This window comes from Pedobacter cryoconitis (assembly GCF_001590605.1).
GTDB lineage: Bacteria > Bacteroidota > Bacteroidia > Sphingobacteriales > Sphingobacteriaceae > Pedobacter > Pedobacter cryoconitis_A.
On record NZ_CP014504.1, the window covers coordinates 3,860,670 to 3,885,953 of the forward strand.

Genomic DNA, 25,284 nt, shown 5'->3' on the forward strand with positions numbered 1-25,284 from the left:
ATTAAACAATCATATGACCACGTACACTACATTGATTATTCTGAGCGGACTGGTCATATTTTCTTATCTTTTTGATTTAGTAGCCAGTAAAACTAAATTACCTTCTGTCTTATTACTCCTTTTACTGGGAATAGGTTTGCATGTTTTAGTAGATCAGCTGCACATTCAAACTTTCGATTTCTTAAAAGTATTACCAACTCTGGGTACGGTAGGCCTGATCCTGATTGTTTTTGAGGGCGCATTGGAATTAAAGTATGAGCGGGAAAAGAATAAGCTGATCAGAGGGGCTTTTCTCTCCGCTTTTTTTATCCTTGCCGCAACGGTCTCTGCTATCACGTTCATTATTTATCAGATAACCGGGCAGGATTTTTATCGCTGTTTCACCAATGCTATTCCTTTTAGTGTAATCAGTTCAGCAATTGCCATCCCATCAGCTGCTGCGCTGACCGGTAAAAGCAAGGAATTTATTATCTATGAGTCTTCCTTCTCTGATATACTGGGTATTATCTTGTTCAATTTCGCAGTGACCAATCCGCATCTCTCTATTTCTTCTTTCACAGGGTTAGGTTTAAGCACATTATTAATTATCATATTATCGATCATCTCTTGCATCTTATTGCTGTATTTGATGGGGAAGATCTCGCATCATATTAAGTTTTTCCTGATTATTTCCATACTGATCCTTGTATACGCAGTCGGTCAATCTTACCATTTGTCTTCATTGGTTCTTGTACTTTCCTTCGGATTATTCTTAAATAATGCCGATGCAATTGAACATTTCTATTTCCGGAGTATGTTTATTTACAAGAATTTATCGAGGGATCTGGAACAACTGCACCAATTATCTGCTGAAACTGCTTTTATTATCCGGACCTTTTTCTTTGTGATTTTTGGTTTTACGATGAATGTTTATGAGCTGAACAATGGGATCACCCTGATGAATGGCGTCTTCATTCTGATGACCATTTACCTGATCAGAATCATCTACTTAAAGCTATTCAGAAAAGAGAACAGTGGTACGGAGAGCGTAATTGCTCCCCGCGGACTGATCAGTATTTTACTATATTATAATTTGCCCCCTTCATTAAGACTACCGGAGATCGGTACTTCTTTCTTGTTCCTGGTCGTATTAGGTTCAAGTTTAGTGATGAGCATAGGACTTTTGGCCAGCAAAAAAATGGTGAAAGCTGAAATTCCTGCTTAGCTTCCCATTTCCAGGATCTTATCAAATTCAGTAGCTTTAAGCTCCATCACTGATAAACGGCCTTGTCTGACTAAGGAAATATCTTTAAGACTTTCTTCAGCTTTAACCTGCTCCAGGGTAACTGGGTTTTTAAGCGTTTCTACGGGAACAAGATCTACCACTACCCAGTTTGCATCATCCGTAGTTGGATCCTGATAAAACTCCCTTACAACTTTGGCTATCCCAACCACATGTTTCCCCTCATTGCTATGATAAAAAAGGACAAGATCTCCCTCTTTCATCAATTTGAGATTATTGCGCGCCTGATAGTTACGTACACCGTCCCAAAAGGTTCTTCCGTCTTTGTTAAACTGTTCCCAGCTATATTTAAAAGGTTCTGATTTGACTAAGAAATAATTCATTATTCAAAACTAATAAAAGAGAAAGGATATGTGGTTAAATAAATAATACAAAATCAGCGTAAAAAATTATTCAACTTATTTGTTACGGTCTGGAAAATTCAGCTAATGGATCATCTTAAACAACAATTCTTTCAGTAATTCTCCGTCTGTAATATTACCTGTACTATCCACTCCTTTACTCTTCAGATCATATTCTCTGAGCAAACTGATAATATCAAATGTTTTATTGAGGTTATAATTCCTCGCCGCAGTTTCATAGTCCTTTACAAAATATGGGTTTACCCCAAGTTCTTTGGCTGCGTCCCCTTTATTTTGCAAATAATGATATTTCAGGATTTTTGAGAAATAGCTATTTAAGTTTGCCATGACCATCACCATTGGATTGGCTTTCGGATTATCAGCGAAGTAATTAATAATCTGATTACATTTCAGCACATTACGCGAAGCAAGTGCCTTCTGCAATTCAAAAACATTGTACTCCTTACTAATACCAATATTACGCTGTACCAGATCAGTATCAATGATAGTTTCTTTACTGATATTCAGTAATAGTTTTTCCAGCTCATTTGATATTTTAGATAAATCAGCCCCCAGATATTCTGCCATCAGGGCCGAGGCCTGCGGGGCAATCTTTGCACCCATACTCTTCACGAGTTCCTCAATCCACTGCGCCAGCTTATAGTCCCTTACCGGATCAGACTGAAAGACAACTCCACTTTTAGTAATTGATTTGAATATCTTTTTACGCTTATCAAAATTCGCATATTTATAGCCCAGCACAAGAATAGTACTGTCCAGCGGTTTCTCAAAATAATTCTGAATAAACTCAGCCTCTTTACTGCTTCCCTCTGTTTCTTTAGACCACTTGAGATCCTGCGCCTCTTTCACAACAATCAGTTGATAGTCTGACATCATCGGATAACGTTTCGCAGCATTTAAAATCGTAGCCATATCCGTATCTTTACCATACAATACGGTCTGGTTGAAACCTTTCTCCATATCATTCAATATATGATCTTCCATATAATGAATAATCTGGTCGATATAATAAGGTTCTTCACCATGCAAAAGATAAACAGGCTTGAATTTTTTAGCTTTGAGGTCTTTGATAATATCAGCAGCAGTCATAATTATTCAAATGTAACGGCTAATTACTAATTTTTAAAGGTTATTTTTGCACAAATGGCATTTACACCTACAGCATTGAACTTACCGCAGCATCCTTTCCGGATAACCCAGAAAGAAGAGCAGTACTTTATTTTTGATGAAGTGCGTAAAAAACATCTTGTTTTAACCCCTGAGGAATGGGTAAGGCAGCATTTTATCCATTATTTAATAAATAATAAAAAATTCCCAAAGTCTTTGATACAAATTGAAGGCGGATTAAGCCTGAATCAACTTCAGAAAAGAACTGATATTGTTATTTTCAATACCAGTGGAGAAAGAATCATGGTGATAGAGTGTAAAGCTCCTTCCATTAAAATCTCTCAGAGTGTATTTGATCAGGCCGCCAGATATAACTCCGTACACAAAGCCAAATGGCTTGTAGTGACCAATGGCATGAAGCATTGCTATGCGCAGATTGATCATGTGGCTGCTCAGTTTTTATTTATCGAAGAGCTTCCGGAGTATTCTTTGTTGTAAGGTGATTTTATAGTAAGTGTCCTTTGTTGCCCGCGCCTGCCTGTTGTATATTTAAGATTTGGTAGTAAGTGCCTTTTCTGCATATTCTTTAGTATGAGTAATCTGCTGTAATATTTATCATTTGATGTTAAAAAACCATGTACCATGTTTTTTAAACTTATAGTAGAAAAACTATGGCCGTATAGTATTTCAAAAATTGTGAACACCGCTAATCGTTTGCTAAAAGTGCAGGGTTAGCGTATAAAAATGATGATAACAAGCTATTTTAATAAAACTGAAAAACACAAATCATTTATCTGGCGGTGCTTTTGAAGCCATATAGATATCAAGTTACTTAGAAGTTTGCATATCTAGATATACTAGGATATAGAAGCTGTCTCGTCCGGAAAAGTCTTTACAGTTGGGAGCTGTTAATACTATGTATTCTTTACAATTGCTATTTCGTCCGGTTTAGGGTTTACATTGACCTTTTAGGTGATCCTCTCCCGGCTTTACACCATTGGTTGCAGTAATCCTTATTAGGCTTTACTGAATTGACTTTGAATATCCAAAGTAGGTAATTTATTTTTCTCATCCTGCATGATTTTATTATTGTTTTCTTTCCAATAGTTTTTCCACTTTCTGGGCAAATCCCCTTCAGAGGAATGTGCTGCTTCTGGCGTCATCATATTGATGCTCAAATGAGGTCTTTTAGTATTGTAGGCCTCAATGATCCCTGATATTTTTAATGCAGTATCATACTTGGTGGTAAGCGCAGATTTGTTTAGCCATTCAGTTTTTAGAATCCCATTAACCCGCTCTGCGATAGCATTTTCTAAAGGATCACTATTCTCAGTCATACTGATGTGGATACTAAAGGATCTTAGTTTCGAAATGTACTTATCACAGCAATATTGAACGCCACGATCTGAATGATGGATAAGACCAGCTGCTTTATCAGCTGGTAACTGAGTAAGAGCCATTTCCAGAGCAGATACAGCACCATCTGCTTCTAGCTTATTCGATATGTTCCATCCAATTATCTTTCTGGAATAGGCATCAGTGATCAAGGAGAGGTATAAATGTCCCTCGCTGGTTGTAACGTATGTGATATCACTTACCCACAGTTGATGTGGACGTAATAGCTGAATACCTCTGATCAGGTTGGGATATTTACGATACCAATGCCTAGAATTTGTAGTTATGATTTTGATTTTATGGTGCCGAATCAGTAAATGGTTTTCCCTCAATAAATCAAAAAAGGCATCTCTACCCATTCTTATATTTTCTCTTTTCATTTCTGCCATAATTAAACTAAGCACCTTACGACCACCTATACCAGGTAAGCTACTGCGCTCATTTTTAATCATTTCAAGCACTATTTGAGATTGCGCCCGACATTTATACTCGTATTTCTGTAACTGATAATAAGCCTGTCTGGTAAAGCCAAACAATCCGCAGAGCTTGTCAATGCTTAGCTCTGGACATTGTTCTTTTATTTCTTTGACTGTTTGGCTCCGACTTTTTTCTGATGGAGATATTTAAATCACGCTCTGCAATATCTATCATCTTGTTTGTAGCCAGATTCATTAGGCGTTCCCTTTCCAGAGCCTCTTCCAATTCTTTAATACGTTTTGCCATGCCCTGATGAGTATCAGGCGTTTGGATTTTGGAGTTTTCTGGAGTTTTGTTCATAACAACAGTTCTGAATTCACCACCAAATTTACTAACCCATTGCCCAACTGAAGCAGGAACAGCTAATTTAAATTTATCAGCAGTTTTTTGCATGCTGTCATCAGAACTTAAGTAATGTTGAACAACCTCACGCTTGAAATCGTCCGAATAATGCCTTACAATTTTCATCTTTTATTGAGTTTTATGTGCTCAAAATTGTAAACCTAATTCCGGACAAGACAAGCTAAAGGTTCTCAAAAATAAAGACACCTTAATATACAGATATCTATACATCTCTATAAAAAAGGAACCCATATGTCTTTATATTATAGATATCTATATATAAAGACATTGCATCTTTAAACAAGATTAAGAGAACAATTATAGCTATTAATGCTAGCTAGCCCTAAATACAATCAATTCAGCAAACCAGATATCAATATTATAAAGATATCTACACATCTAAAAATATAAACATCTATACACCTTTATACATTATCAATAAAAGCGGGAAAGTATCTAACAATAAAGACATCAATATATCCAGATATATTTAAATCTAAACATCAAACAGGTAACCATCATTCATGTTCCAGTTCAAATTGCAGGTAGAAAATAAAAAAAGGAAGGGGCGTTTTCCTTGCCTCGGATGCGCTTCGCACCGTAAGCAAGGAAAACGCCCCTTCCTTTTTTTATTTTACAAACTTAGAAGAGACTCTTGAATAATCTTCACCTTAGCTTCAGCATCAGCCTTCTTATTCCTTTCATTCTGAATAATCTCTGGCTTCGCATTCTGTACAAATCTTTCATTGCTCAGCTTTGCATCTACAGATTTCAAGAACCCTTGCAAATACACAAGCTCTCCATTCAATCTCTCCCTTTCTGCATCCACATCAATCGTCTCATTCAGCTGTATAAAAAACTCATCATTTCCAACCATGAAACCAGCAGCACCCGCCACCTTATCACTTACAAAATCTACCTCAGTAATATTTGCCAGTTTAGAAATAATAGTCAACCATTTATCATAAGCTAAAGAAGAATTAACCTTCACACTCAAAGGCAAACCCTCTTTCGGAGAAATCTGTTTTGTATTCCGGATATTACGTACCTCAGCAACAATCCCTTTAACAACCTCAACATCTTTCAATAAAGATAAATCAGCAGCCCCAACCACAGGATAAGGCGCTACAATAATGCAATCCATCTCTCCTTTTGTGCCAAATAGCTCATCATGCCATAATTCTTCGGTGATAAACGGCATAAACGGATGCAGTAAGGTTAGAATCTTTTCAAAGAAACCGATCGTTGCTTTCAGAGAAACCGGGTCAATCGGATGTTGATAAACAGGTTTTACCATTTCCAGGTACCATGCACAGAAATCATCCCACACCAATTTGTAAGTAGTCATTAAAGCCTCTGACAAACGGTACTGCTTGTAATTATCTTCAATTTCAGCTAAAGCCTCATTGAAACGATTCTCAAACCACAAAATAGCCTGCGTATTAGGATTCGCTAAAGTCTCATCAACCTCCCAACCTTTTACCAGGCGGAAAGCATTCCAGATTTTATTCGCAAAATTCCTTCCCTGCTCGCAGTAACTTTCATCGAACATCAAGTCATTACCAGCAGGAGAACATAATAACATCCCTACTCTAACCCCATCTGCACCATACTTCTCAATTAAACCAATCGGATCAGGAGAATTGCCCAAAGATTTAGACATTTTACGGCCTAACTTATCACGTACAATACCAGTCAGGTAAACATTAGTAAATGGCTTTTTACCCATAAATTCATGACCAGCCATAATCATACGTGCTACCCAGAAGAATAAAATTTCAGGGGCAGTAACCAGATCATTCGTAGGATAATAATAATTAATATCTTTATTTCCCGGATCTTTCAATCCATTGAACACCGAAATCGGCCATAACCATGAAGAAAACCAGGTATCTAATACATCATCATCTTGTCTGATAAAATCAGCTAACTGGTGTTTAAATCCATTCGCTTCTTCTTCAGTAAACTTGCCATCAATATCTTTAAGCTTTAAAAACTCATTTAAAGCATCTTCTTTAGTTCTCGCAACTACCCAATCTCCTTTATCATCGAACCAGGCAGGAATACGTTGCCCCCACCACAATTGGCGGCTGATATTCCAATCCCTTACGTTCTCCATCCAATGGCGGTAAGTATTCACGAATTTCTCAGGAATAAGCTTCACGTCACCATTCAGTACATCAGCTAAAGCTGGTTTAGCCATTTCGTCCATTTTACAGAACCATTGTAAAGAAAGTTTAGGCTCAATTGCAGCATCAGTACGTTCAGAAAACCCAACCTGCGATTTATATTCTTCTACTTTCTCCAGATGACCGGCTTCGTCCAGTAATACTGCAATCTTTTTACGGGCAATAAAACGGTCTTCGCCTACCAGAATAACAGCAAGTTCATTTAAAGTACCATCATCATTTAAGATATCGATTACCGGAAGTTTATGTTTCACACCCAGTTCATAATCATTCAGATCATGCGCAGGTGTTACCTTTAAACAGCCAGTACCAAAATCCATTGTTACATATTCATCCTCAATAATCGGAATCTCACGGTTGATTAAAGGAACAAATACTTTTTTACCTTTAAGATGCGTATAACGCTCATCATTAGGATTGATACAGATTGCTGCATCAGCCATAATCGTTTCAGGACGTGTAGTTGCAATCGTTAAAAATTCAGTGTCGGAACCTGTAGCAGGAGCGATAGAATATTTAATATAATACAACTTCTGATTTACTTCCTTACGGATTACTTCTTCATCAGAAACGGCAGTTTTACCAGCCGGATCCCAGTTGACCATACGGACACCACGGTAAATTTTCCCTTTTTTATACAGGTCAATAAAACAATCGATTACAGATTCTGAAAGATCATCTTCCATTGTGAAACGCGTCCGGTCCCAGTCGCAGCTTGCACCCAGTTTCTTCAGCTGATCCAGAATAATACCACCGTATTTTTCTTTCCACTCCCACGCGTAGGCCATGAATTCTTCTCTGGTCAGATCTTTTTTACTGATCCCTCTCTCTTTCAACATGGCAACCACCTTTGCTTCAGTAGCAATAGAAGCATGGTCAGTTCCAGGAACCCAGCATGCATTTTTACCTTGCATACGTGCGCGGCGAATCATGACATCCTGAATTGTATTGTTGAGCATGTGGCCCATATGTAATACCCCAGTGACGTTTGGTGGAGGAATTACAATTGTATAGGGTTCACGTTCATCTGGTTCAGAATGAAAGAACTTTTTTGACAGCCAGTAGCTGTACCACTTGTCTTCGGTTTCGGCGGGATCGTATTTAGTAGAAATGCTCATTTATAGGGTGCTGATTAAAATGCAAAAATAAGGTTTTTAGCGGAAAATAGTTAAGCTTTCCACTCTTCGTCCAGAATGGCGTATTCAAAACTATCCATCCAGCCGGTCACTAACGGCAAAATTTGTCGCTTCCTGCCTTCCTGGGTCATTCCTGCTTTTTCCAGTACACGGATAGAAGCTAAGTTTTCTACTGCGCAGCCAGCTTCAATACGGTGTAATTTTAAACGGTCAAATCCAAACCTGATGATCGCTCTGATTGCCTCTGTAGCATAACCCTGATTCCAGAAATCTACATTGATTTTATACCATATTTCTGCACTGTTGAATTTAGAAGAGGATAGTTTAAGGGATACCAGTCCAACAAAGCCACCTTTCTCAAATTCCACAGCAAAAGTGTAATTCTTAATCGTTTTTTTCTGATGGTCATTAATCCAGCCATCTACAATAATATTAGTCTCCTCCAGATCTTTAGGAATACCTAAAGTATTATACTGATCTGTTTCAGCCAAATGGTGCAATACATGAATCGCTTCAAGATCAGCCATTTCTACTAATCTGAGTTTTAGTCTTTCCGTAAAAAATTTCAATACTACCATGCTCCTATTTAAGATTTTGCATAAAATAATCTGTTACTTTCTGGTAAAGATGTGTTCTGTCTTTACCCAATACATTATGTTCGTGCCCCGGATAAATCATATAATCCAGCTGTATATTATCATCTACAGCTTTTTTTACGAGTTCAACGGTATGTTGCTGTAGCACTACATTATCCTGTAATCCATGAATAAGCAATAATTTGCCTTTTAGTTTTTGAATCTGGTTAGTCAGGTCAGTTGCGGCATAACCTTCAGGGTTTTCTTTCGGTGTATCCATATAACGTTCTGTATACATAGCCTCATAAAAATTCCAGTTCGTCACGGCTCCGCCAGCTACTGCCGCTTTGAAAACACCGGGATGGTTCACCATAAAATCTACGGTATTAAAGCCACCAAAGCTCCAGCCAAATAAGCCCATATTTTTCTCATCAGTATAAGACAGCCCTTTCAAATAGTCTACAGCAGACATCATATCTTCCATCTGTACATCACCGACTTTTCTAAACATCGCTTGTTCAAATGCCTTTCCACGGTTATCACTTCCCCTGGTATCAATCACCATCACTACAAAGCCCTGCTCTGCAAGATATTGGAACCAATAATTACTTCCTCCTCCATTCCACTGGTCAAGAATTAATTGTGCATGTGAACCGCCATACCAGTAAACTACAACAGGATGTTTTTTAGTACTGTCAAGCCCTACAGGCTTAAATAAATTACAATAGATAGGATCGCCACTTTTTCCCTTGATCGTAAAAATGGATGACGCACCTAAAGCATAGTTCGCTAATGGATCTGCCGATTGGAAGATTTGCTTTTTAACTCCTTTTTTAACGTCCAGCAGCTCGACAGTGCCTGGATTTTTAGTAGAGCTGAAATTATCAAGGACAGTATTCCCCGAAGTACTTACTTCTGTTTTGTGCGCTGCAAAGCCCGAAGTGATTCTTTTCGACTGACCAGATTTAATGTTTACGACATATAAGTTCCTGGTGATCGGTGATTCTGCAGTGGAGACATAAAATAAGTTCTCACCTGTTGCATCGAAACCTTTGACTTCGGTAACTTCCCAATTCCCCTTAGTTAGCTGTTTAACCAATTTACCGTCTGTATTGTATAAGTATAATTGATTCCATCCATCACGGTTACTTTGCCAGATAAATTGCTGAGGATTCTTTTTAAGAAACAATGCAGGAACAAGTGGTTCGACATATTTCTCATCCCGCTCTTCAAAAAGTGTTTTTACATAACGACCAGTTTGCGCATCAAACTGTTTAAATTCCATATGATTTTGTCCGCGGTTTAAAACAGCGATATAAATAAATTTGTCGTCAGGGCTCCAGGCGATATTGGTCAGATACTGTTCTGCCGGCTCTCCTGTTTGAAGATAAACGACAGTTTGGGTTTCCGCATTGTAAACACCTACAGTTACTTCATGGATTTTATCTCCTGCCATAGGATATTTGATATTGATGTTTTTTGCCGGGCGGGTTGTCCAGTCAATGATTGGATAATCCGAAACCATGCTTTGATCCATCCGGTAAAAGGCTAGCTTTTTGCCTTGGTTACTCCAGAAAGTTCCTTTTGAAATGCCAAATTCGTCACGGTGTACTGAGGAGGCATAAACGATATTATCTGTTCCGTCAGTCGTTACTTGTTTTGCTTTTTTACCATCGGTCACAAATAAATTGTAATGATCCAGGTAAGCAGTATAGCCGGCAACACTTCTTTCGGCTTTATTTTGGCCAGCCAATTTACTGTCCATCAAAGTGGTGAAACTGCTTTTTACTGGATTATAAGCTAAGGATGCCCCATGAACAGGAATAATCCAATCTGCCCCCTGATTAAAGGAAATATCAGGCATCGTTTTTAAAGTATCCAGTTTTGCCGCACGCAATTTTTGATTGAGCTGAGTTAAGTTGAGCAATAGTTTCTCTTCTTTTGCTGCCGTACTCCCTGTAAACCAGACTACTCCACCATTTACAGTTTTACTATATGCGTAATCTTCTTTTCCATACAGAAATTGCAGATTCTTCAATTTTTGAGGGGCAAGCGTCGTACGTGCGTTGAACATAGCGTCTGTCATGCTCAGGTTTTTCTGCTGGCCGTTCACAATAACGGCGGCAGAAAGCAATACAGCGAATAAAACTAGTTTCTTCATTGATTTAAATTTGATGGCCAAATATAGCAATTATGGCTTACTGGGATGAATTTTACCCAATTTGGAAAATGCCTTGATAAACTAATATTTCGTATCAGCACAATAATAAATGTTAAATTATGTTAATACTGTAATTAATTCATCTGGTTATATTTTATGAAAGCGATCAAAGTATTCCTCCTTCCGGGATTAATCATCAAAAAATTGGGACTGACCAAACTCTATTATTGGTTCAACAGATAGCGGAACAAGCATCCGGCTACTCAGTAATATTTTCATTAGAATAAGCTTTTTTAAATCCCATTTGTTATTTTGAGCGGATTAGGCAAGCCTTATTAAAAAAACTGATGAATACAAAACACCTGAAAAACTATTTTGCAGTCTTAGGAATATTAGCAGCAAGCTATTCTTCTTATGCGCAAAAGGTTCCCACAAAGTTTATTGATCCTGCAAATATGGATCTGACTGTAAAACCCGGAGACGATTTTTATGAATATGCTAGTGGAACCTGGATTAAAAACAACCCTGTCCCTGCCAAGGAAACACGTTGGGGAAGTTTCAACGAATTAAGAGATTTTAACATTAATGCGGTCAAAAGCATTGTTGAAGAGGCTGCTGCAGACCGTTCTGCACCGGCTGGATCACCAAAGAAACGTGTGGGTGATTTTTACGCAGCCGCAATGGATAGCGCTACGATTGAAAAAGCAGGCTACACGCCTATTAAAGCCGATCTTGCCAGAATTAACAAGCTTAAGGATATCAAGGGCATACTGGATGAAGTTGTCCTGATGCGTACTTCTGGTATTGGAGCTCCGATGTATAGTTTCTATGTAGGCCAAGACAGGAAAAATGTAAATAAGTATGTAGCACAGCTTGGTCAGGGTGGAACGACTTTACCAGACCGCGATTATTATTTAAAAGATGATAGCAGGACTTTAAAAATCCGTGAAGCTTATCTGAATTATATGACTACTTTATTCACTTTGACTGGTAGTTCAGCAACAGATGCGAAACAAAAAGCAAATACAGTGCTTTCTATAGAGAAAAAACTGGCTGAGGCTCAGATGTCGCGCCTTGAAATGCGTGATCCTTACAAAACCTACAATAAATTTACAGTTGCTGATTTCGATAAAACGACACCAAATATTAACTGGACGGCTACTTTACCAAAACTTTTGGTCAAAGGACAGGATACTGTTTTAGTAGGCGCACCTAAGTTTTTTGTCAGCTTGAATGCTATGCTGACTACTGTACCAGTTTCAGATTGGAAAACTTACCTGGAATGGAACATCCTTAAAAATTCAGCATCGAATTTAAGTTCTCCTTTTGTAAAAGCAGTATTTGCCTTTAATCAAGCACAAACTGGCCAGAAGGTACAAACACCAAGATGGCAGACCATGTCTTCTAAAACTGACGGTTCTATTGGTGAGTTATTGGGACAGCTGTATGTGGCTAAATATTTTAAGCCTGAGGCGAAAGCCCGCATGACAGAAATGATCAAAAATCTGCGTACTGCCTTTGAAATCAGAATTAAGGGGTTAGAGTGGATGAGTGATGTGACCAAAGAAAAAGCGCTGGCTAAACTAAATGCTTTTGTCCCTAAAATTGGTTATCCTGATCAATGGAAAACTTATGATGGATTGAATATTGACCGTAAAACTTATTTCCAAAACCTTAGAAATGTAGGTGCCTGGGGATATAATGATATGGTTTCTCAGTTGGGCAAACCGGTTGACCGTACCCGCTTTGGAATGACGCCGCCAACTGTAAATGCTTATTATAGCCCAACAATGAATGAAATTGTTTTCCCGGCTGGGATTTTACAGTTTCCCTTCTTCGCAGCAAATGCTGACGATGCGATCAACTACGGTGGTATTGGTGCAGTAATTGGTCATGAGATGTCACATGGTTTTGATGATAGTGGCAGCCAGTATGATAAAGATGGTAATCTGCGCAATTGGTGGACAAATGAGGACCGTACAAAATTTGAAGCCAAAACAAAAGCATTGGGCGAACAATATGATTCTTACGCAGTACTGGACACTATTCATGTGAACGGTAAACTGACTATGGGCGAAAATATTGGTGATTTAGGAGGTTTAAATGCTGCTTATACTGCATTTAAATTAACGAAACAAGGGCAGTCTGAAGAGAAGATTGATGGGTTTACACCTGATCAGCGTTTCTTCCTTTCGTGGGCCCAGGTATGGAGAGGTAATATTTTACCGGATAATGCTGCACAGCTGATTAAAACTGACCCGCATTCTCCAGGACAATTCAGAACTATTGGTGCTCCTGTAAATATGGATGCCTGGTATAAAGCGTTTGATGTGAAACCTGGTGATAAATTATACAAAAAACCAGAAGACAGAATCAGGCTTTGGTAAATTGCTGATCAATAAAAAAGCCGCTGCGAGATATTTATCGCAGCGGCTTTTTTTGTTTTAAAACCTGGTTAAGACTTTTCTGCCTAAATCAAAGGTTAACCGGAATGCCTGCTGACTACTCATCCTGGATGGGGTATTGTGTAAGCTAAAGACGAACGATCCTCTGATGTTCTTGAAAATCAAAGGGGTATACATCAGATCAAGCCTGTTATAGGTTTTATTGTGATAAAAACCGTCTCCATAATTGATATTTGACCCCTGTCCTTTGTAAAACTCATCGTATAAGGCAAAACGTTTGTAACCCAGGTAAGCACTGGCCACAAATCCTTTTGGGGTATTCAGGTCTGTGACATTTCTGATTCTTTCAATAGACATCAAAGCTCCGGCTTCAATTGTTAAAGAATCCAGTACGGTCTTGTGACTAAAATCCAATCCTAGCTTCACTTGTAAACCACCATTATCTTCTATATGGTCACCTGCTTGCTCATTCGAGGTATACGCATTGTGCATCAGCTGGAAATAATGCGTCACATAAAAAGGGCCTGTAGTTACGGGACGATATTTCCCTGATAATCCGACCAAAAACTGTTCTCTGTCGGTTGGTGATTGTTTACTCAGCCAGTCAATCCAAACTGTTTCTGTAAAATGCTCATTTTGATATTTTAATAACATCCCTTGTACATTTGGACGATAATAGCGTAAAGTATCATTTAATAAAGCACGGGGATAATCACTGAGCAGTCCTTCTCTCGAAAATGCACCAATATTAAAATTCCAGTTTTTGCTGGTATAGTTGTAATAAGCAACCGGATCTACCTTCATAAAGCGGCTGGAACCGAATTCATGTAATCCGTTTACCCCTACAATAAAGTGATTATTACTGTCCAGGTTTAAACCCAGATCAAGGGCAAGCCTGGTACCTGAATAAGTATTAGATCTGGAAATGTAATCTTTATACTCCCTGTTATCCATAAAGCCCATTCCATTAAAGTGGATATCAAGGCTTCCTTGTGCGAATGCTATAGTACTTGAAAATATTGAGACAATAATGATCAGGTAGATTTTTTTATTCATAATTGTATTTTAATCTTAATAATTTAGCGCTAATCTACAAAGCTTGTTTAGAATTTATGTGGTAAATTTGTAGAAATGAATATCATCACACAAACCGCAGACGGCTCTAACACTTTATATAACGAAACCATTGGTGAACACTACCATTCTAAACATGGGGCATTACAGGAAAGTAAGCATGTATTTATTGATGCGGGGCTAAAACAGGCCGAAATAACTTTCCCTGATCAGCCTATAACCATACTTGAAATTGGTTTCGGTACAGGGCTCAATTTCCTGCTGACTTCTGCTTATGCAGATGAGCATGGGCTTTCTTTGAGTTACACTGGAATTGAGGCTTATCCATTAAGCAAAGAAGAATTAATCTCTACACAATATAATCAATACGTACCTGCACCGATCTGGGATAGCCTGATGAATGTCTATGCAGAGGCATTATGCGCAGCGACTGCTTTAAATAAAGATCAGGAGTTGACCATAGCACATACTACCCTGGATGCTTTCAAGGCAGAGAAACTATTTGACCTGGTTTATTTTGATGCTTTTTCGGTACAACATCAACCGGAAATGTGGTCGGATGAAATCATTTGTCATGTTTGTTCTTTCTTGAAACCAAATGGGATCTTTGTGACCTATGCCATTACGGGAAAACTAAAACGTGCCTTAAAAAGTTGCGGTATGAAGGTTGAAAAGCTTCCTGGTGCTCCTGGAAAACGCGAAATGCTGCGTGCAACTAAAATTCCTGCTGAAGCATTGGAGTTTTAATTTACAAATTCCGGACTAAACTTGAACTTTTGCCATTTAGATTTGTTTTTAGGGCTACCTTGGATAAGACAACTTACTAAGAAAAACAAATATTTACAATGGATAAAAGAAAATTAGGTAATACAGATTTACTGGTTTCGCCAGTAACTTTTGGGGGAAATGTTTTTGGATGGACATTAGACGAGAAAAAATCTTTTGAGGTTTTGGATGGTTTTATAGCAGCGGGGTTTAATTTCATTGATACTGCTGATGTATATTCCAGATGGGTACCAGGCAATACGGGTGGTGAATCTGAAACTATTATCGGCAATTGGATGAAGTCAAGAAATAACCGTAATCAAATCATATTAGCGACAAAAGTAGGGAGCAATATGGATCCCAACGGGAAAAAGTGCCTTTCAAAAAAATATATACTGGAAGCTGTTGAGGCTTCTCTGCTCAGGTTAAAAACTGACTATGTTGACCTTTATCAATCTCATTATGATGATTTGGAAACACCTGTAGAGGAAACGCTGGAGGCTTATGACCAATTGATCAGAGCAGGCAAGATACGGTGGATAGGTGCATCAAATTTCAGTGCTGAAAGATTTAAAGAGTCTTTGGAAACCAGTGCACGTTTGAGCTTACCAAAATATCAGAGTTTTCAGCCAGAATATAATTTATACAAAAGAGAGGGATTTGAAAAAGAGCTGGAACAGATTTGTCTGGATCACCAGGTTGGTGTAATCAATTATTATTCACTTGCTAGTGGTTTTCTAACCGGAAAGTATCGTTCAGAGGCAGATCTGGGCAAAAGCCAGAGAGGCAGCGCGGTCAAAGAATTTATGGACCCAAGAGGTTTCAGGATTTTAAAGGCATTGGATGAAGTTTCTGAGCAATACAATTCATCTGTGGCAAGTGTTGCTTTGGCCTGGCTAATGGCCAGACCGTCGGTAACTTCACCGATTGCAAGTGTAACCAGCCTGGAGCAATTAAAGAATCTGACCAAGGCAGCAGCTTTACGTCTTGATGTGGAAGTCATTTCTATATTGGATGAAGCCAGTGCATGGGAGTAAGAAGCTAATAACAAATTGTTTAGGATGCCCTGCTAATTATTTTGGCAGGGCATTTGTTTTTAGCCAGACTTTATTATTAAATTCACCTAAGCATGAAAAACATCTCCCCTCCTTTTTACGCCAAACTCGCTTTGGTTTTATTTTCAATTATATGTCTTGGGTACCTGGCTATTTTAGGCCACAGCCTGCTGGCACCGCTACTGGCTTCTTTTTTATTAGCACTTTTGTTATTACCACTGGCAAATTTCCTGGAGCGGAAATGGAGGTTTAAAAGAAGTCTGGCCTCTATTGTATCGGTTATTCTCATGATTGCGGTTATTGCCTGCATTATGCTTTTTCTGGCGAGCCAGCTCACCGATTTAGGTCAGGACTGGCCTTTACTGAAGCAACAAGCCGTACATTCTTTTGAATCACTGCAAGTGTGGGTGTCCCATACTTTTAATGTAAATGCACATAAACAAATTGATTACTTAAAGGATAGCGCGACCAGCGCATTGGCATCCAGTGCCACTGTTTTAGGAGCCACTTTAATGACGTTATCTTCGACGTTATTATTTCTGGCTTTTCTTTTATTGTTTACTTTCTTCATTTTGAATTACCGCCGTATCCTGTTTACTTTCCTGATTACTGTTTTTAAAGAAGAACATGCAGAAAAGGTTAAACAAATAGTGGAGCAAATTCAGTACATTATTAAGCGTTATATTTTAGGATTATTTCTTCAGATGCTGATAGTGACGACCTTGACAATGATAGTATTATCCTTACTCGGGGTAAAGTATGCAGTCTTGCTGGGTTTGATTACAGGTATTTTTAACCTGGTACCTTATATCGGGATTTTCTCTTCTTTACTGATCAGTATGCTGATTACTTTTGCAACTGCTGGTGCAGCCAAAGTCTTGTTCGTTCTGATTGCTTATGTAGCTATACATACATTGGATGGCAATATTCTGATGCCACTGGTGGTAGGTTCGAAAGTAAAAATCAATGCTTTATTTGCGTTTATAGGCATTGTTGTTGGCGAAATGCTATGGGGTATTTCAGGGATGTTCTTATGTATTCCTTACCTGGCTATGTTGAAGATCATATTCGACCGCGTAGATGAGTTAAAGCCCTGGGGTCTTTTATTAGGTGAGGAGAAACCGCAGCGGAAACGAAAGGTATACCGCATTACCAAGAAAATAAAACTGGAAGAACCTGAGTAGCAGGATTGCCGTATTTTTAATAACAAACCCATTCTTTTAAATAGAATGGGTTTGTTATTTTAGCGCTTTATATTAAATAAAATCCCATGCCAAACCATATCCCTCCTATTACCGCAGCCGATCCTTCTGCTGCATTTCAAAGGCTATTAACTGTACTTGATACCTTGAGAACGGAATGTCCATGGGACAGAAAGCAAACTATGGAAACTTTACGTCACCTCACAATTGAGGAAACCTATGAGCTTTCTGATGCGATTCTGGATGGTGATTTAACTGAGGTTAAAAAGGAGTTAGGTGATGTGATGATGCACTTGGTTTTCTATGCGAAAATTGCTTCGGAAACGAATGACTTCACCATAGTAGATGTGCTGAACAGTGTTTGCGATAAACTGATCAACCGCCACCCTCATATTTATGGTGATGTGGAGGTACAGGATGAAAATGATGTTAAACGCAATTGGGAGCAAATTAAGTTAAAAGAAGGCAACAAGTCAGTATTAGGCGGTGTGCCTGCTTCTCTTCCGGCTTTGGTTAAGGCCAGCAGAATTCAGGAAAAAGCAAGAGGAATCGGTTTTGACTGGGAAAATAAAACTCAGGTTTGGGAAAAGGTAGAAGAAGAGCTTCAGGAATTTAAAAATGAATACAATGTCGTTGACAATGAAGCGATAGATCTTGAAAAAGCGGAATCAGAGTTTGGGGACCTTATTTTCTCTTTAGTCAATTATGCAAGATTTATTGGTATCAATCCTGAAAATGCGTTAGAAAAAACAAACAGAAAATTCATCAAGCGCTTTCAATATATAGAAAGTAAGGCGAAAGATAATGGGAAGGCCTTGCAGGATATGACTTTAGCAGAAATGGATGTGTACTGGAACGAAGCTAAAAAACTATAAATGACCTGATAATATTGTAAAAATAAGGGGCCTGTTTATGAAAACAGGCCCCTTATTTTGTATAGGCTTAAGAGTGTTTTTTCTTCATAGTCATCTTTGCCTTCTGGCCGATACCATAATTATAATTCTTTGAATTGCTTTCTTTTTTCTCATGGTAAGCTCCGCCACCAGCAGGCTCTTCAGCTTTCACCTTTACTACACGGTTTTTATCAAAACCTTTTGTTCTCAGTGTTTTTTCTACTAAAAGCTCTTCAGGTAAGTCCATTAATTCAAGTTTCTGACCAATTGACTGCTCAATCTTTTTTACCTGAACAAGCTCCATATCTGTCGCAAATGTAATAGCTACGACCTCTTCAGGATTTTCCTTGTTTTTAATAATACGGCTTAAGAAAGTTTCCTTTTCTTCAGGTACATCAAAATGGAAGATAAATGGAATACCATCTAAATTTAAGGGGCCTTCACCCTGATTGGCTACCACAAGGACTCTTGCTTCTTCACTTTGTTTGAAATCTTCAAAATCGTCAAAACCATTTTCATCAAAATGTAAAGGCCTGAACATAGAAAATTCCATTTCTTTAGGGCTTGCGATACTGATCGCCACTTTTTGTGCAGTAAGCCTTGAATTCACAAAAACTACTACTTTATTGAATACTTCATCATCACGTAATAAATGACGCAGCAGATTTATTTTAGTCTTATAATTCGGAACCTGGTAAAGTACCTGTGCAACGGTTTCAGTTTTTGAATCCCCAAAATCCTCTACTTCAATTACAGTAGGGAAATTCAGGAACTGATCCGTCATTTTTGTTAATTTTTCATGGATAACCTCTGTGAAAACCAAATGCTGACATTTACCAGCACTTCTTGCCAATTCACAAACAGGCAACTGCATTCCCTGTTGTACAATCAGCGCAGCATCATCTACAATAAAAGTCTGAAGTTTACTTAAGTTCAAACCCAGTTTCAAATAGATAGCTCTTGCCCTGGTTGGTGTAGCGACAACAATATCGATACCTAAAACCAACTCATTAACTTCAGCTTCTACCCCACCAGTACCATAAAGACCAACAATATTCAGGTCTCTGTTTTTACTTAATGAAATAAACTGATCAATTACAGCAATTGCACGGTCCTTATCTGCCACTAATATTAATACTTTTGGCGCATCATCTTTCGTATACTTCAACCGCATTAAAACGCCAAGGATATAGGCTGTTGTTTTACCTGATCCCTCCGGACCTACAGCAAGTATATCCTGTCCACCCAGAATTCTAGACATAGTTTTCGCCTGGATTTCTTTGGGAGTTAAGTACCCTGCATCAGTCATTGCTGTAATCAGGGGCTTACTTAGTTTTAATTTATCTAACGACACAGTATTTCAGTTAAAATTGATATTTCGCCAAATTTACGGAAATAAGCACAATATCCGGTATAATCTATGCGAAACCGTAAAATATCAGATTTAAATTGCTATTGTATCAATATTTTGATACGATAAAAGCTGATCGGGTGACTGCTTTTTGTAGTTTTACCAGATTAACAAATCCCCATCAATATGAAAAAATCATTACTGACCTTATTTTTATTTACGGCTGCCACAAGCGTATTTGCACAAGATGCGGTCAATTACCAACTGCCACCTCAAGCAATTTCCGATCTTTTATTAGCCAAGCCCACACCTACAGTGAGCCTTGACAGTAAAGCAGAATGGATGCTGCTCAGTACCAGAAACTCCTATCCTTCTGTAGAAGAATTGGCAATGCCAGAATTCCGCATCGCAGGATTGCGCATTAACCCTAATAATTTCTCTCCAAGCAGACAGACATTCATTAACGACTTTACGCTAAAAAATATTAAAACAGGAAAAATTGCCAAAATTATTGGCCTTCCTGCGCCATTGGCTGCAGCTAACGCAGCCTGGAATCCTTCACAAAATAAAATCTCCTTCACACAGACCACACAAAAAGGTGTTGATTTATATATTATAGATATTGCGACGTTAAAAGCGGTTAAAATCAATCAACAACCTTTAAATGTAACTTTAGGTGGCGGAATTACCTGGGTAGATGATCAGACCGTTTTATATAGAGTAGCGACAAAGCCAGCCAGTGCGGTCCCGGTCAAACCGTTATTGCCTAAAGGCCCATCTATACAACAGAATGTTGGCAAGGCTGCACCAAACCCAACCTATCAGGATTTAATTAAAACCCCATTTGACGAGCAATTATTTGAATTCTTTGCAACTTCGCAATTGGTTCAATATAAAAATGGAACGCAGACCTTAATCGGACAGCCTGCGATGTATGCTGATGTGAATGTTTCTCCAGACAAAAAATACCTGTTGCAAGAAACAATCAGCAAGCCTTTCTCTTACCTGGTACCTGCTTATGGTTTCCCTGTTATTGTAAAAATCACGGACCTGTCTGGTAAATCGATTAAAGTTCTGGCAGAATTACCTTCTAAAGAAAGTACGCCATCCGGAAATGACAATACACAGAATGTTCCCCGCGGTTATGAGTGGAGAGCAGATGAGGCGGCAACCATCACCTGGGCACAGCCACTGGACAGCGGACTGATCAAAAAACAAGTTCCATTTCATGATGCAGTCTATGCGTTAAGCGCACCATTCTCTGGTGAGGCTAAAGAGCTTTTTAAAACAGTTACCCGTTACCGTGAAACTATCTGGGGAAATGGAACTCTTGCCCTGGTTAAGGAAGAACTTCGTGGTAAGCAAACCATCAAATTAAGTCGCTATAACCCAACTACTGGAACAATCGAAACTTTGTATGAATTGAATGAAACTGATAATTACAATAATCCTGGTAATCCGGTTACAGAAAAGAATGCTTTTGGCCGTCAGGTTGTACAAACTGTAGACAACGGGACCAAGTTATTAATGAACAATATGATAGGCTCATCTCCAAAAGGAGATTTACCTTTCCTGGCGAAATTTGACCTGGCTTCTAAAAAGAACGAGATTATCTGGCGTAGTGCAGAAGGTTCTTATGAATATGTAGCAGATGTACTGGACGCTAATAAATTAGTGTTGTTAACCAGAAAAGAGTCACAAAAGGATGTGCCTAACTATTATATTAAAAACCTGGTACTTAGAATAGCAGACAGACCAGTAACTGATTTTACCAATCCGTACCCGGGTCTGGAAGGCACTACTAAAGAAAAAATTACATACAAGCGTGCTGATGGTATAGATCTGACTGGTAATTTATATTTGCCAAAAGGTTATGACAAGGCTAAAGATGGCCCATTACCTACCTTAATCTGGGCTTATCCACGCGAATTTAACTCTGCGGCTGATGCAGCGCAAATCAGAGGTTCCAAAGATCGTTTCACGATGTTAAGCTGGGGTTCTCCGATTTACTGGGTTACACAAGGATATGCAGTGCTTGACAATGCAGAAATGCCAATTGTGGCCAAGGAAGGAAAAAAACCTAACGATACATTTGTTGATCAGTTAAAATTAAATGCAGAAGCTGCGATCAATAAGCTTGCTGATCTTGGTGTTGGAGATAGAAACAGAATGGCAGTAGGCGGACATAGCTATGGTGCATTCATGACCGCAAATCTCTTAGCCCATACCAACCTGTTTAAAGCTGGTATTGCCCGTAGTGGTGCATATAACAGAACTTTGACTCCTTTTGGATTTCAGAATGAAGACCGTACTTATTGGGAAGTTCCACAGTTATATTATGAAATGAGCCCTTTCAGTTATGCGGATAAGATCAAAACCCCACTGTTATTGATTCATGGAGACTCTGATGACAATACAGGTACTTTCCCAATTAACAGTGAGCGTTTATTTAATGCAATCAAAGGTCATGGTGGAACAACAAGGTTAGTCTTCTTACCTTATGAAGCACATGGTTACCGTGGTAAAGAAAACATCTTACACTGTCTGTGGGAGATGAATTCCTGGTTGGACAAATATGTAAAAAACGCAAAGTAAAATAATAAATAGCCCTCAAATAAACAGCCCTCATAAAAAGGTTGCATCTTTCTGAAGTTACCTTTTTATGAGGGCTGTTTATTTAAAACGTATCGCTTTTAGCGGAGATATTCTGCTGACCAGTAACGAAGGCAGGATCAATACCACGAAACAAATTACAATTATGGCGAGATTAAGAAGCAGCACATCGGCAAAATGGAATTCTATAGGCACATAAGACAAATAATAAGATCCCTGATCCAGCCTGAATATGTGCGTATATTGCTGTAAAAAGCCCAAACCTAAACCCAGGATGTTCCCGAGTATCAAGCCTACCCCGACCAAGTATAAAGCGTTGTATAAAAAGACCTTCATTACACTGTAATCAGTCATTCCAAAGGCCTTTAACATTCCAATCATATTGGTTCTTTCCAAAATCATGATCAGCAGTGCTGTAATCATATTAATTACCCCAACAATCATCATTAAAACAAGTAATACCCTGGTATTCACATCTAATAACGACAGCCACGTGAAGATATTAGGAAAGTATTCTTTGACAGATTCCGATTTAAGATTAATCTCCATAGAAGAATAAATTTTATCTGAGGCTTGCTGCAAACGCGAGAACTCTTTAAGCTTGATCTCAATCGCACCAATCTCATTAGGCTGCCAGTTATTTAAACGCCTGATTATATTGATATCACCCAATACAAAACTTTTATCAATTTCCTCTACTCCGATATCATAAATCCCTACTATCTTAAATGGGCGCTTCCGTGGAGGATTTTGCACGAAATACATGATAAAGCTATCTCCGGTTTTAAGTTTGAGCCGGTTAGCAGTGAAAGAAGAGATCAGGATTTCTTTAGTTGCTTTCGTACTGTCAGAAAAGTCCATGATCCTGCCACTAACTAAGTGTTTCTTAATATAATCCCAGTTAAAATTATGCGCTATCCCTTTAAAATTAACCCCTTCTACTTCATCGTTCGCAGAAATGATGGCTGGCTTTGTAGCATAAGACTGAAAATAAGCAATATCCTTATTCTGTTTCAGATCAGCTAAAGTTTTAGCCGTAGGTACGAAAGGTGTAAGCTCAAAGGAGTTGTTTAAATCGAGTTTAAAAATCCTTACATCCCCAACAAATCCTCTGACTTTTTCTTGTATTTCTGTTTTAAAGCCTTTAATAATGGCAACAGACAACATCATAACAGCAAGACTCAGCATCACCCCCGCAATAGCAATACGGACGATCAGCTTAGAAAATGTGCGTTCTGATTTAATGGCAATTCGCCTGGCTATGAAATATTCTGTATTCAAAATTTTTAATAAACTGTAACTTAGGGCCTGGTTAAACAAAAACAGACAATAGCAAAAATGGTTATTTGATTTTGAATTCAATCATAATAAGTAAAAAAAGGTCTTATGAAACTATCTTCCTCAATAATACTTCCGGTTTGCCTGGCTATGTTTAGCCTGCAGGCCTGTGCCAATGCTAAAGTGACTGATAGCGATAGTTCCAGCCTGAAGCCAATAGTACGGAAAACTGAGAACCATGAAATCCGGACCGGAGCCGCACAAACTGAAAGATACTTGCCACTGCTTAAAGGAAAACGGATTGGAATGGTAGTTAATCCGACTTCCGTAATTAATGAGACTACAGTTGTAGATAGTCTTTTAAAACGCGGTGTCAATATTGTCAAAATCTTTGGGCCTGAGCACGGTTTCAGAGGCAATGCCAGTGCGGGAATCAAAGTAGACGATGCGATAGATCAGAAAACAGGGATTAAAGCAATCTCCTTATATGGTAAACATGAGATTCCTACCCCGGCCGATTTAGCCGATGTTGATCTCATGGTATTTGATATTCAGGATGTGGGTGTACGTTTCTATACTTATATCAATACCCTGCAATATGTGATGCAGGCTTGCGCAGAAAATAAAAAAGAACTGCTCATTCTGGACAGGCCAAATCCTAATGGTTTTTATATTGATGGCCCTATTCTGGATTCCAGATTGATATCGGGTATCGGATTGAAACCAATTCCAATTGTCCATGGACTTACCGTTGGAGAGTATGCGCAGATGTTAAATGGAGAAGGCTGGCTGAAAAATAAAGTGCAATGTAAAATCACGATTATTAAAGTAGCAGATTACAACCATGATATGCCTTATGATTTACCTGTTAAGCCCTCTCCGAATTTAAATACACAGCAATCTATTTTACTTTACCCTACGTTATGTCTTTTTGAAGGGACATATTTGAGCCAGGGCCGTGGAACGCTGTTTCCTTTTACAGTTTTAGGGGCGCCGGCACTGAAAGGGAAGTATAGCTTTTCTTTCACGCCGAAGAGCATCAAAGGAATGGCGGAAACTCCTTTACATCAAAACCAGGAATGCTATGGGCTGGACCTGAGAAATTATAATATTTCAAACCTTAGGAAGGAAAAGGTGTTAAACCTTAAGTGGCTTATTGAATTGTACCAGGCTTATCCGGATAAAGCAGATTTTTTCAACTTCAAGCTCAGCAAGCAAATGAATAATTTTGATAAGCTCGCTGGTGTTTATAGCTTAAAGGAGCAAATTATTGCAGGCAAATCTGAAAAAGAAATCAGGGCAAGCTGGGAACCAGGATTAAGTCAATATAAAAAGATGCGCAAGAAATACTTGCTGTATCCTTAACCTCAAACTGAGCAGTGATGAACAAGGACCCTAAAAGAAAAAACGAAAAACCAAGCAGCAATTTTCAGGAACCTATTCCTGAGGTTGATGAAGGAAATAAAGCGGTAAAAAAACCAGAGGACGAAGATTATACCAAAGATGAACCTCAGTTTAAGAATCCGGCAAAAAAGAGAGAACGGGAAGAACAACCTGTTGAATCTATAAAAAAGGCACCTAAAAAAGACGCATAAAGAAATCTCTTCCCAAATGGGAGGAGG

Annotated in this window: 20 protein-coding genes; 10 read left to right on the forward strand and 10 right to left on the reverse strand. The window is 38.6% G+C overall.

What is annotated here, in order from left to right:
- Positions 1 to 13: 13 nt before the first annotated feature.
- Complete coding sequence (locus tag AY601_RS15965; RefSeq protein ID WP_068402843.1) at positions 14 to 1,204, forward strand: sodium:proton antiporter; 1,191 nt, start codon at positions 14 to 16, stop codon at positions 1,202 to 1,204.
- Here AY601_RS15965 and AY601_RS15970 read toward each other — a convergent pair.
- Positions 1,201 to 1,605, reverse strand: a complete 405-nt coding sequence (locus tag AY601_RS15970) for an EVE domain-containing protein (protein WP_068402848.1) — start codon at positions 1,603 to 1,605, stop codon at positions 1,201 to 1,203. The genes AY601_RS15965 and AY601_RS15970 overlap by 4 nt on opposite strands.
- Before the next feature lie 102 nt (positions 1,606 to 1,707).
- On the reverse strand, positions 1,708 to 2,733 hold the full coding sequence (holA, locus tag AY601_RS15975; protein WP_068402850.1) for a DNA polymerase III subunit delta: 1,026 nt from the start codon (positions 2,731 to 2,733) through the stop codon (positions 1,708 to 1,710).
- 54 nt (positions 2,734 to 2,787) lie between these two features.
- Here holA and AY601_RS15980 point away from each other — a divergent pair, with 54 nt between their 5' ends.
- Positions 2,788 to 3,249 carry a type I restriction enzyme HsdR N-terminal domain-containing protein gene (locus AY601_RS15980; protein ID WP_068402852.1) on the forward strand — a complete coding sequence of 154 codons (462 nt, stop codon included), beginning with the start codon at positions 2,788 to 2,790 and terminating at the stop codon, positions 3,247 to 3,249.
- Positions 3,250 to 3,767: 518 nt separating this feature from the next.
- On the opposite strand, the gene AY601_RS15985 is transcribed toward AY601_RS15980, so the two are convergent.
- The 5 genes from AY601_RS15985 to AY601_RS16005 all read right to left on the reverse strand — a co-directional run bounded on the left by AY601_RS15985 (position 3,768) and on the right by AY601_RS16005 (position 11,026).
- Entirely contained in the window at positions 3,768 to 4,682 is a 915-nt protein-coding gene (locus AY601_RS15985) for an IS3 family transposase (protein ID WP_232324616.1), read from the reverse strand.
- A gap of 13 nt (positions 4,683 to 4,695) precedes the next feature.
- Positions 4,696 to 5,091: a transposase gene (locus AY601_RS15990; RefSeq protein WP_068402854.1), complete on the reverse strand. Its 396-nt coding sequence runs from the start codon at positions 5,089 to 5,091 to the stop codon at positions 4,696 to 4,698.
- Between the two features lie 508 nt (positions 5,092 to 5,599).
- The gene (locus AY601_RS15995; protein ID WP_068402856.1) at positions 5,600 to 8,272 is read right to left on the reverse strand and encodes a valine--tRNA ligase; all 2,673 of its coding nucleotides are present in this window, start codon (positions 8,270 to 8,272) and stop codon (positions 5,600 to 5,602) included.
- Positions 8,273 to 8,322: 50 nt separating this feature from the next.
- Entirely contained in the window at positions 8,323 to 8,868 is a 546-nt protein-coding gene (locus AY601_RS16000) for a GNAT family N-acetyltransferase (protein WP_068402858.1), read from the reverse strand.
- A gap of 4 nt (positions 8,869 to 8,872) precedes the next feature.
- On the reverse strand, positions 8,873 to 11,026 hold the full coding sequence (locus tag AY601_RS16005; protein WP_068402859.1) for a S9 family peptidase: 2,154 nt from the start codon (positions 11,024 to 11,026) through the stop codon (positions 8,873 to 8,875).
- A gap of 347 nt (positions 11,027 to 11,373) precedes the next feature.
- Between AY601_RS16005 and AY601_RS16010 the strand changes: the two genes are divergently transcribed.
- Positions 11,374 to 13,413: a M13 family metallopeptidase gene (locus AY601_RS16010; protein ID WP_068402860.1), complete on the forward strand. Its 2,040-nt coding sequence runs from the start codon at positions 11,374 to 11,376 to the stop codon at positions 13,411 to 13,413.
- A 57-nt stretch (positions 13,414 to 13,470) separates the two neighbouring features.
- Here AY601_RS16010 and AY601_RS16015 read toward each other — a convergent pair whose 3' ends face one another.
- The gene (locus AY601_RS16015) at positions 13,471 to 14,487 is read right to left on the reverse strand and encodes a hypothetical protein (protein ID WP_068402862.1); all 1,017 of its coding nucleotides are present in this window, start codon (positions 14,485 to 14,487) and stop codon (positions 13,471 to 13,473) included.
- A gap of 75 nt (positions 14,488 to 14,562) precedes the next feature.
- Here AY601_RS16015 and mnmD point away from each other — a divergent pair, with 75 nt between their 5' ends.
- The 4 genes from mnmD (at position 14,563) to mazG (ending at position 18,402) form a co-directional block, all read left to right on the forward strand.
- Positions 14,563 to 15,252, forward strand: a complete 690-nt coding sequence (gene mnmD, locus AY601_RS16020; RefSeq protein ID WP_068402864.1) for a tRNA (5-methylaminomethyl-2-thiouridine)(34)-methyltransferase MnmD — start codon at positions 14,563 to 14,565, stop codon at positions 15,250 to 15,252.
- 98 nt (positions 15,253 to 15,350) lie between these two features.
- The gene (locus tag AY601_RS16025; protein WP_068402866.1) at positions 15,351 to 16,307 is read left to right on the forward strand and encodes an aldo/keto reductase; all 957 of its coding nucleotides are present in this window, start codon (positions 15,351 to 15,353) and stop codon (positions 16,305 to 16,307) included.
- Between the two features lie 92 nt (positions 16,308 to 16,399).
- On the forward strand, positions 16,400 to 17,509 hold the full coding sequence (locus AY601_RS16030) for an AI-2E family transporter (RefSeq protein WP_068402868.1): 1,110 nt from the start codon (positions 16,400 to 16,402) through the stop codon (positions 17,507 to 17,509).
- Positions 17,510 to 17,595: 86 nt separating this feature from the next.
- Positions 17,596 to 18,402: a nucleoside triphosphate pyrophosphohydrolase gene (gene mazG / locus AY601_RS16035; RefSeq protein ID WP_068402869.1), complete on the forward strand. Its 807-nt coding sequence runs from the start codon at positions 17,596 to 17,598 to the stop codon at positions 18,400 to 18,402.
- A 67-nt stretch (positions 18,403 to 18,469) separates the two neighbouring features.
- Here the strand turns inward: mazG and AY601_RS16040 are convergent, their stop codons facing one another.
- Positions 18,470 to 19,774 carry a DEAD/DEAH box helicase gene (locus AY601_RS16040; RefSeq protein ID WP_068402870.1) on the reverse strand — a complete coding sequence of 435 codons (1,305 nt, stop codon included), beginning with the start codon at positions 19,772 to 19,774 and terminating at the stop codon, positions 18,470 to 18,472.
- A gap of 183 nt (positions 19,775 to 19,957) precedes the next feature.
- Here AY601_RS16040 and AY601_RS16045 point away from each other — a divergent pair, with 183 nt between their 5' ends.
- The gene (locus tag AY601_RS16045) at positions 19,958 to 22,366 is read left to right on the forward strand and encodes an alpha/beta hydrolase family protein (RefSeq protein ID WP_068402873.1); all 2,409 of its coding nucleotides are present in this window, start codon (positions 19,958 to 19,960) and stop codon (positions 22,364 to 22,366) included.
- Between the two features lie 78 nt (positions 22,367 to 22,444).
- On the opposite strand, the gene AY601_RS16050 is transcribed toward AY601_RS16045, so the two are convergent.
- A complete protein-coding gene (locus tag AY601_RS16050; protein ID WP_068407627.1) occupies positions 22,445 to 23,665 on the reverse strand; it encodes an ABC transporter permease in 1,221 nt (406 codons plus the stop codon).
- A gap of 105 nt (positions 23,666 to 23,770) precedes the next feature.
- On the opposite strand from AY601_RS16050, the gene AY601_RS16055 reads away from it, so the two are divergent.
- The gene (locus AY601_RS16055; protein WP_068402875.1) at positions 23,771 to 25,027 is read left to right on the forward strand and encodes an exo-beta-N-acetylmuramidase NamZ domain-containing protein; all 1,257 of its coding nucleotides are present in this window, start codon (positions 23,771 to 23,773) and stop codon (positions 25,025 to 25,027) included.
- Between the two features lie 17 nt (positions 25,028 to 25,044).
- Entirely contained in the window at positions 25,045 to 25,257 is a 213-nt protein-coding gene (locus AY601_RS16060; protein ID WP_068402877.1) for a hypothetical protein, read from the forward strand.
- Positions 25,258 to 25,284: the final 27 nt, after the last annotated feature.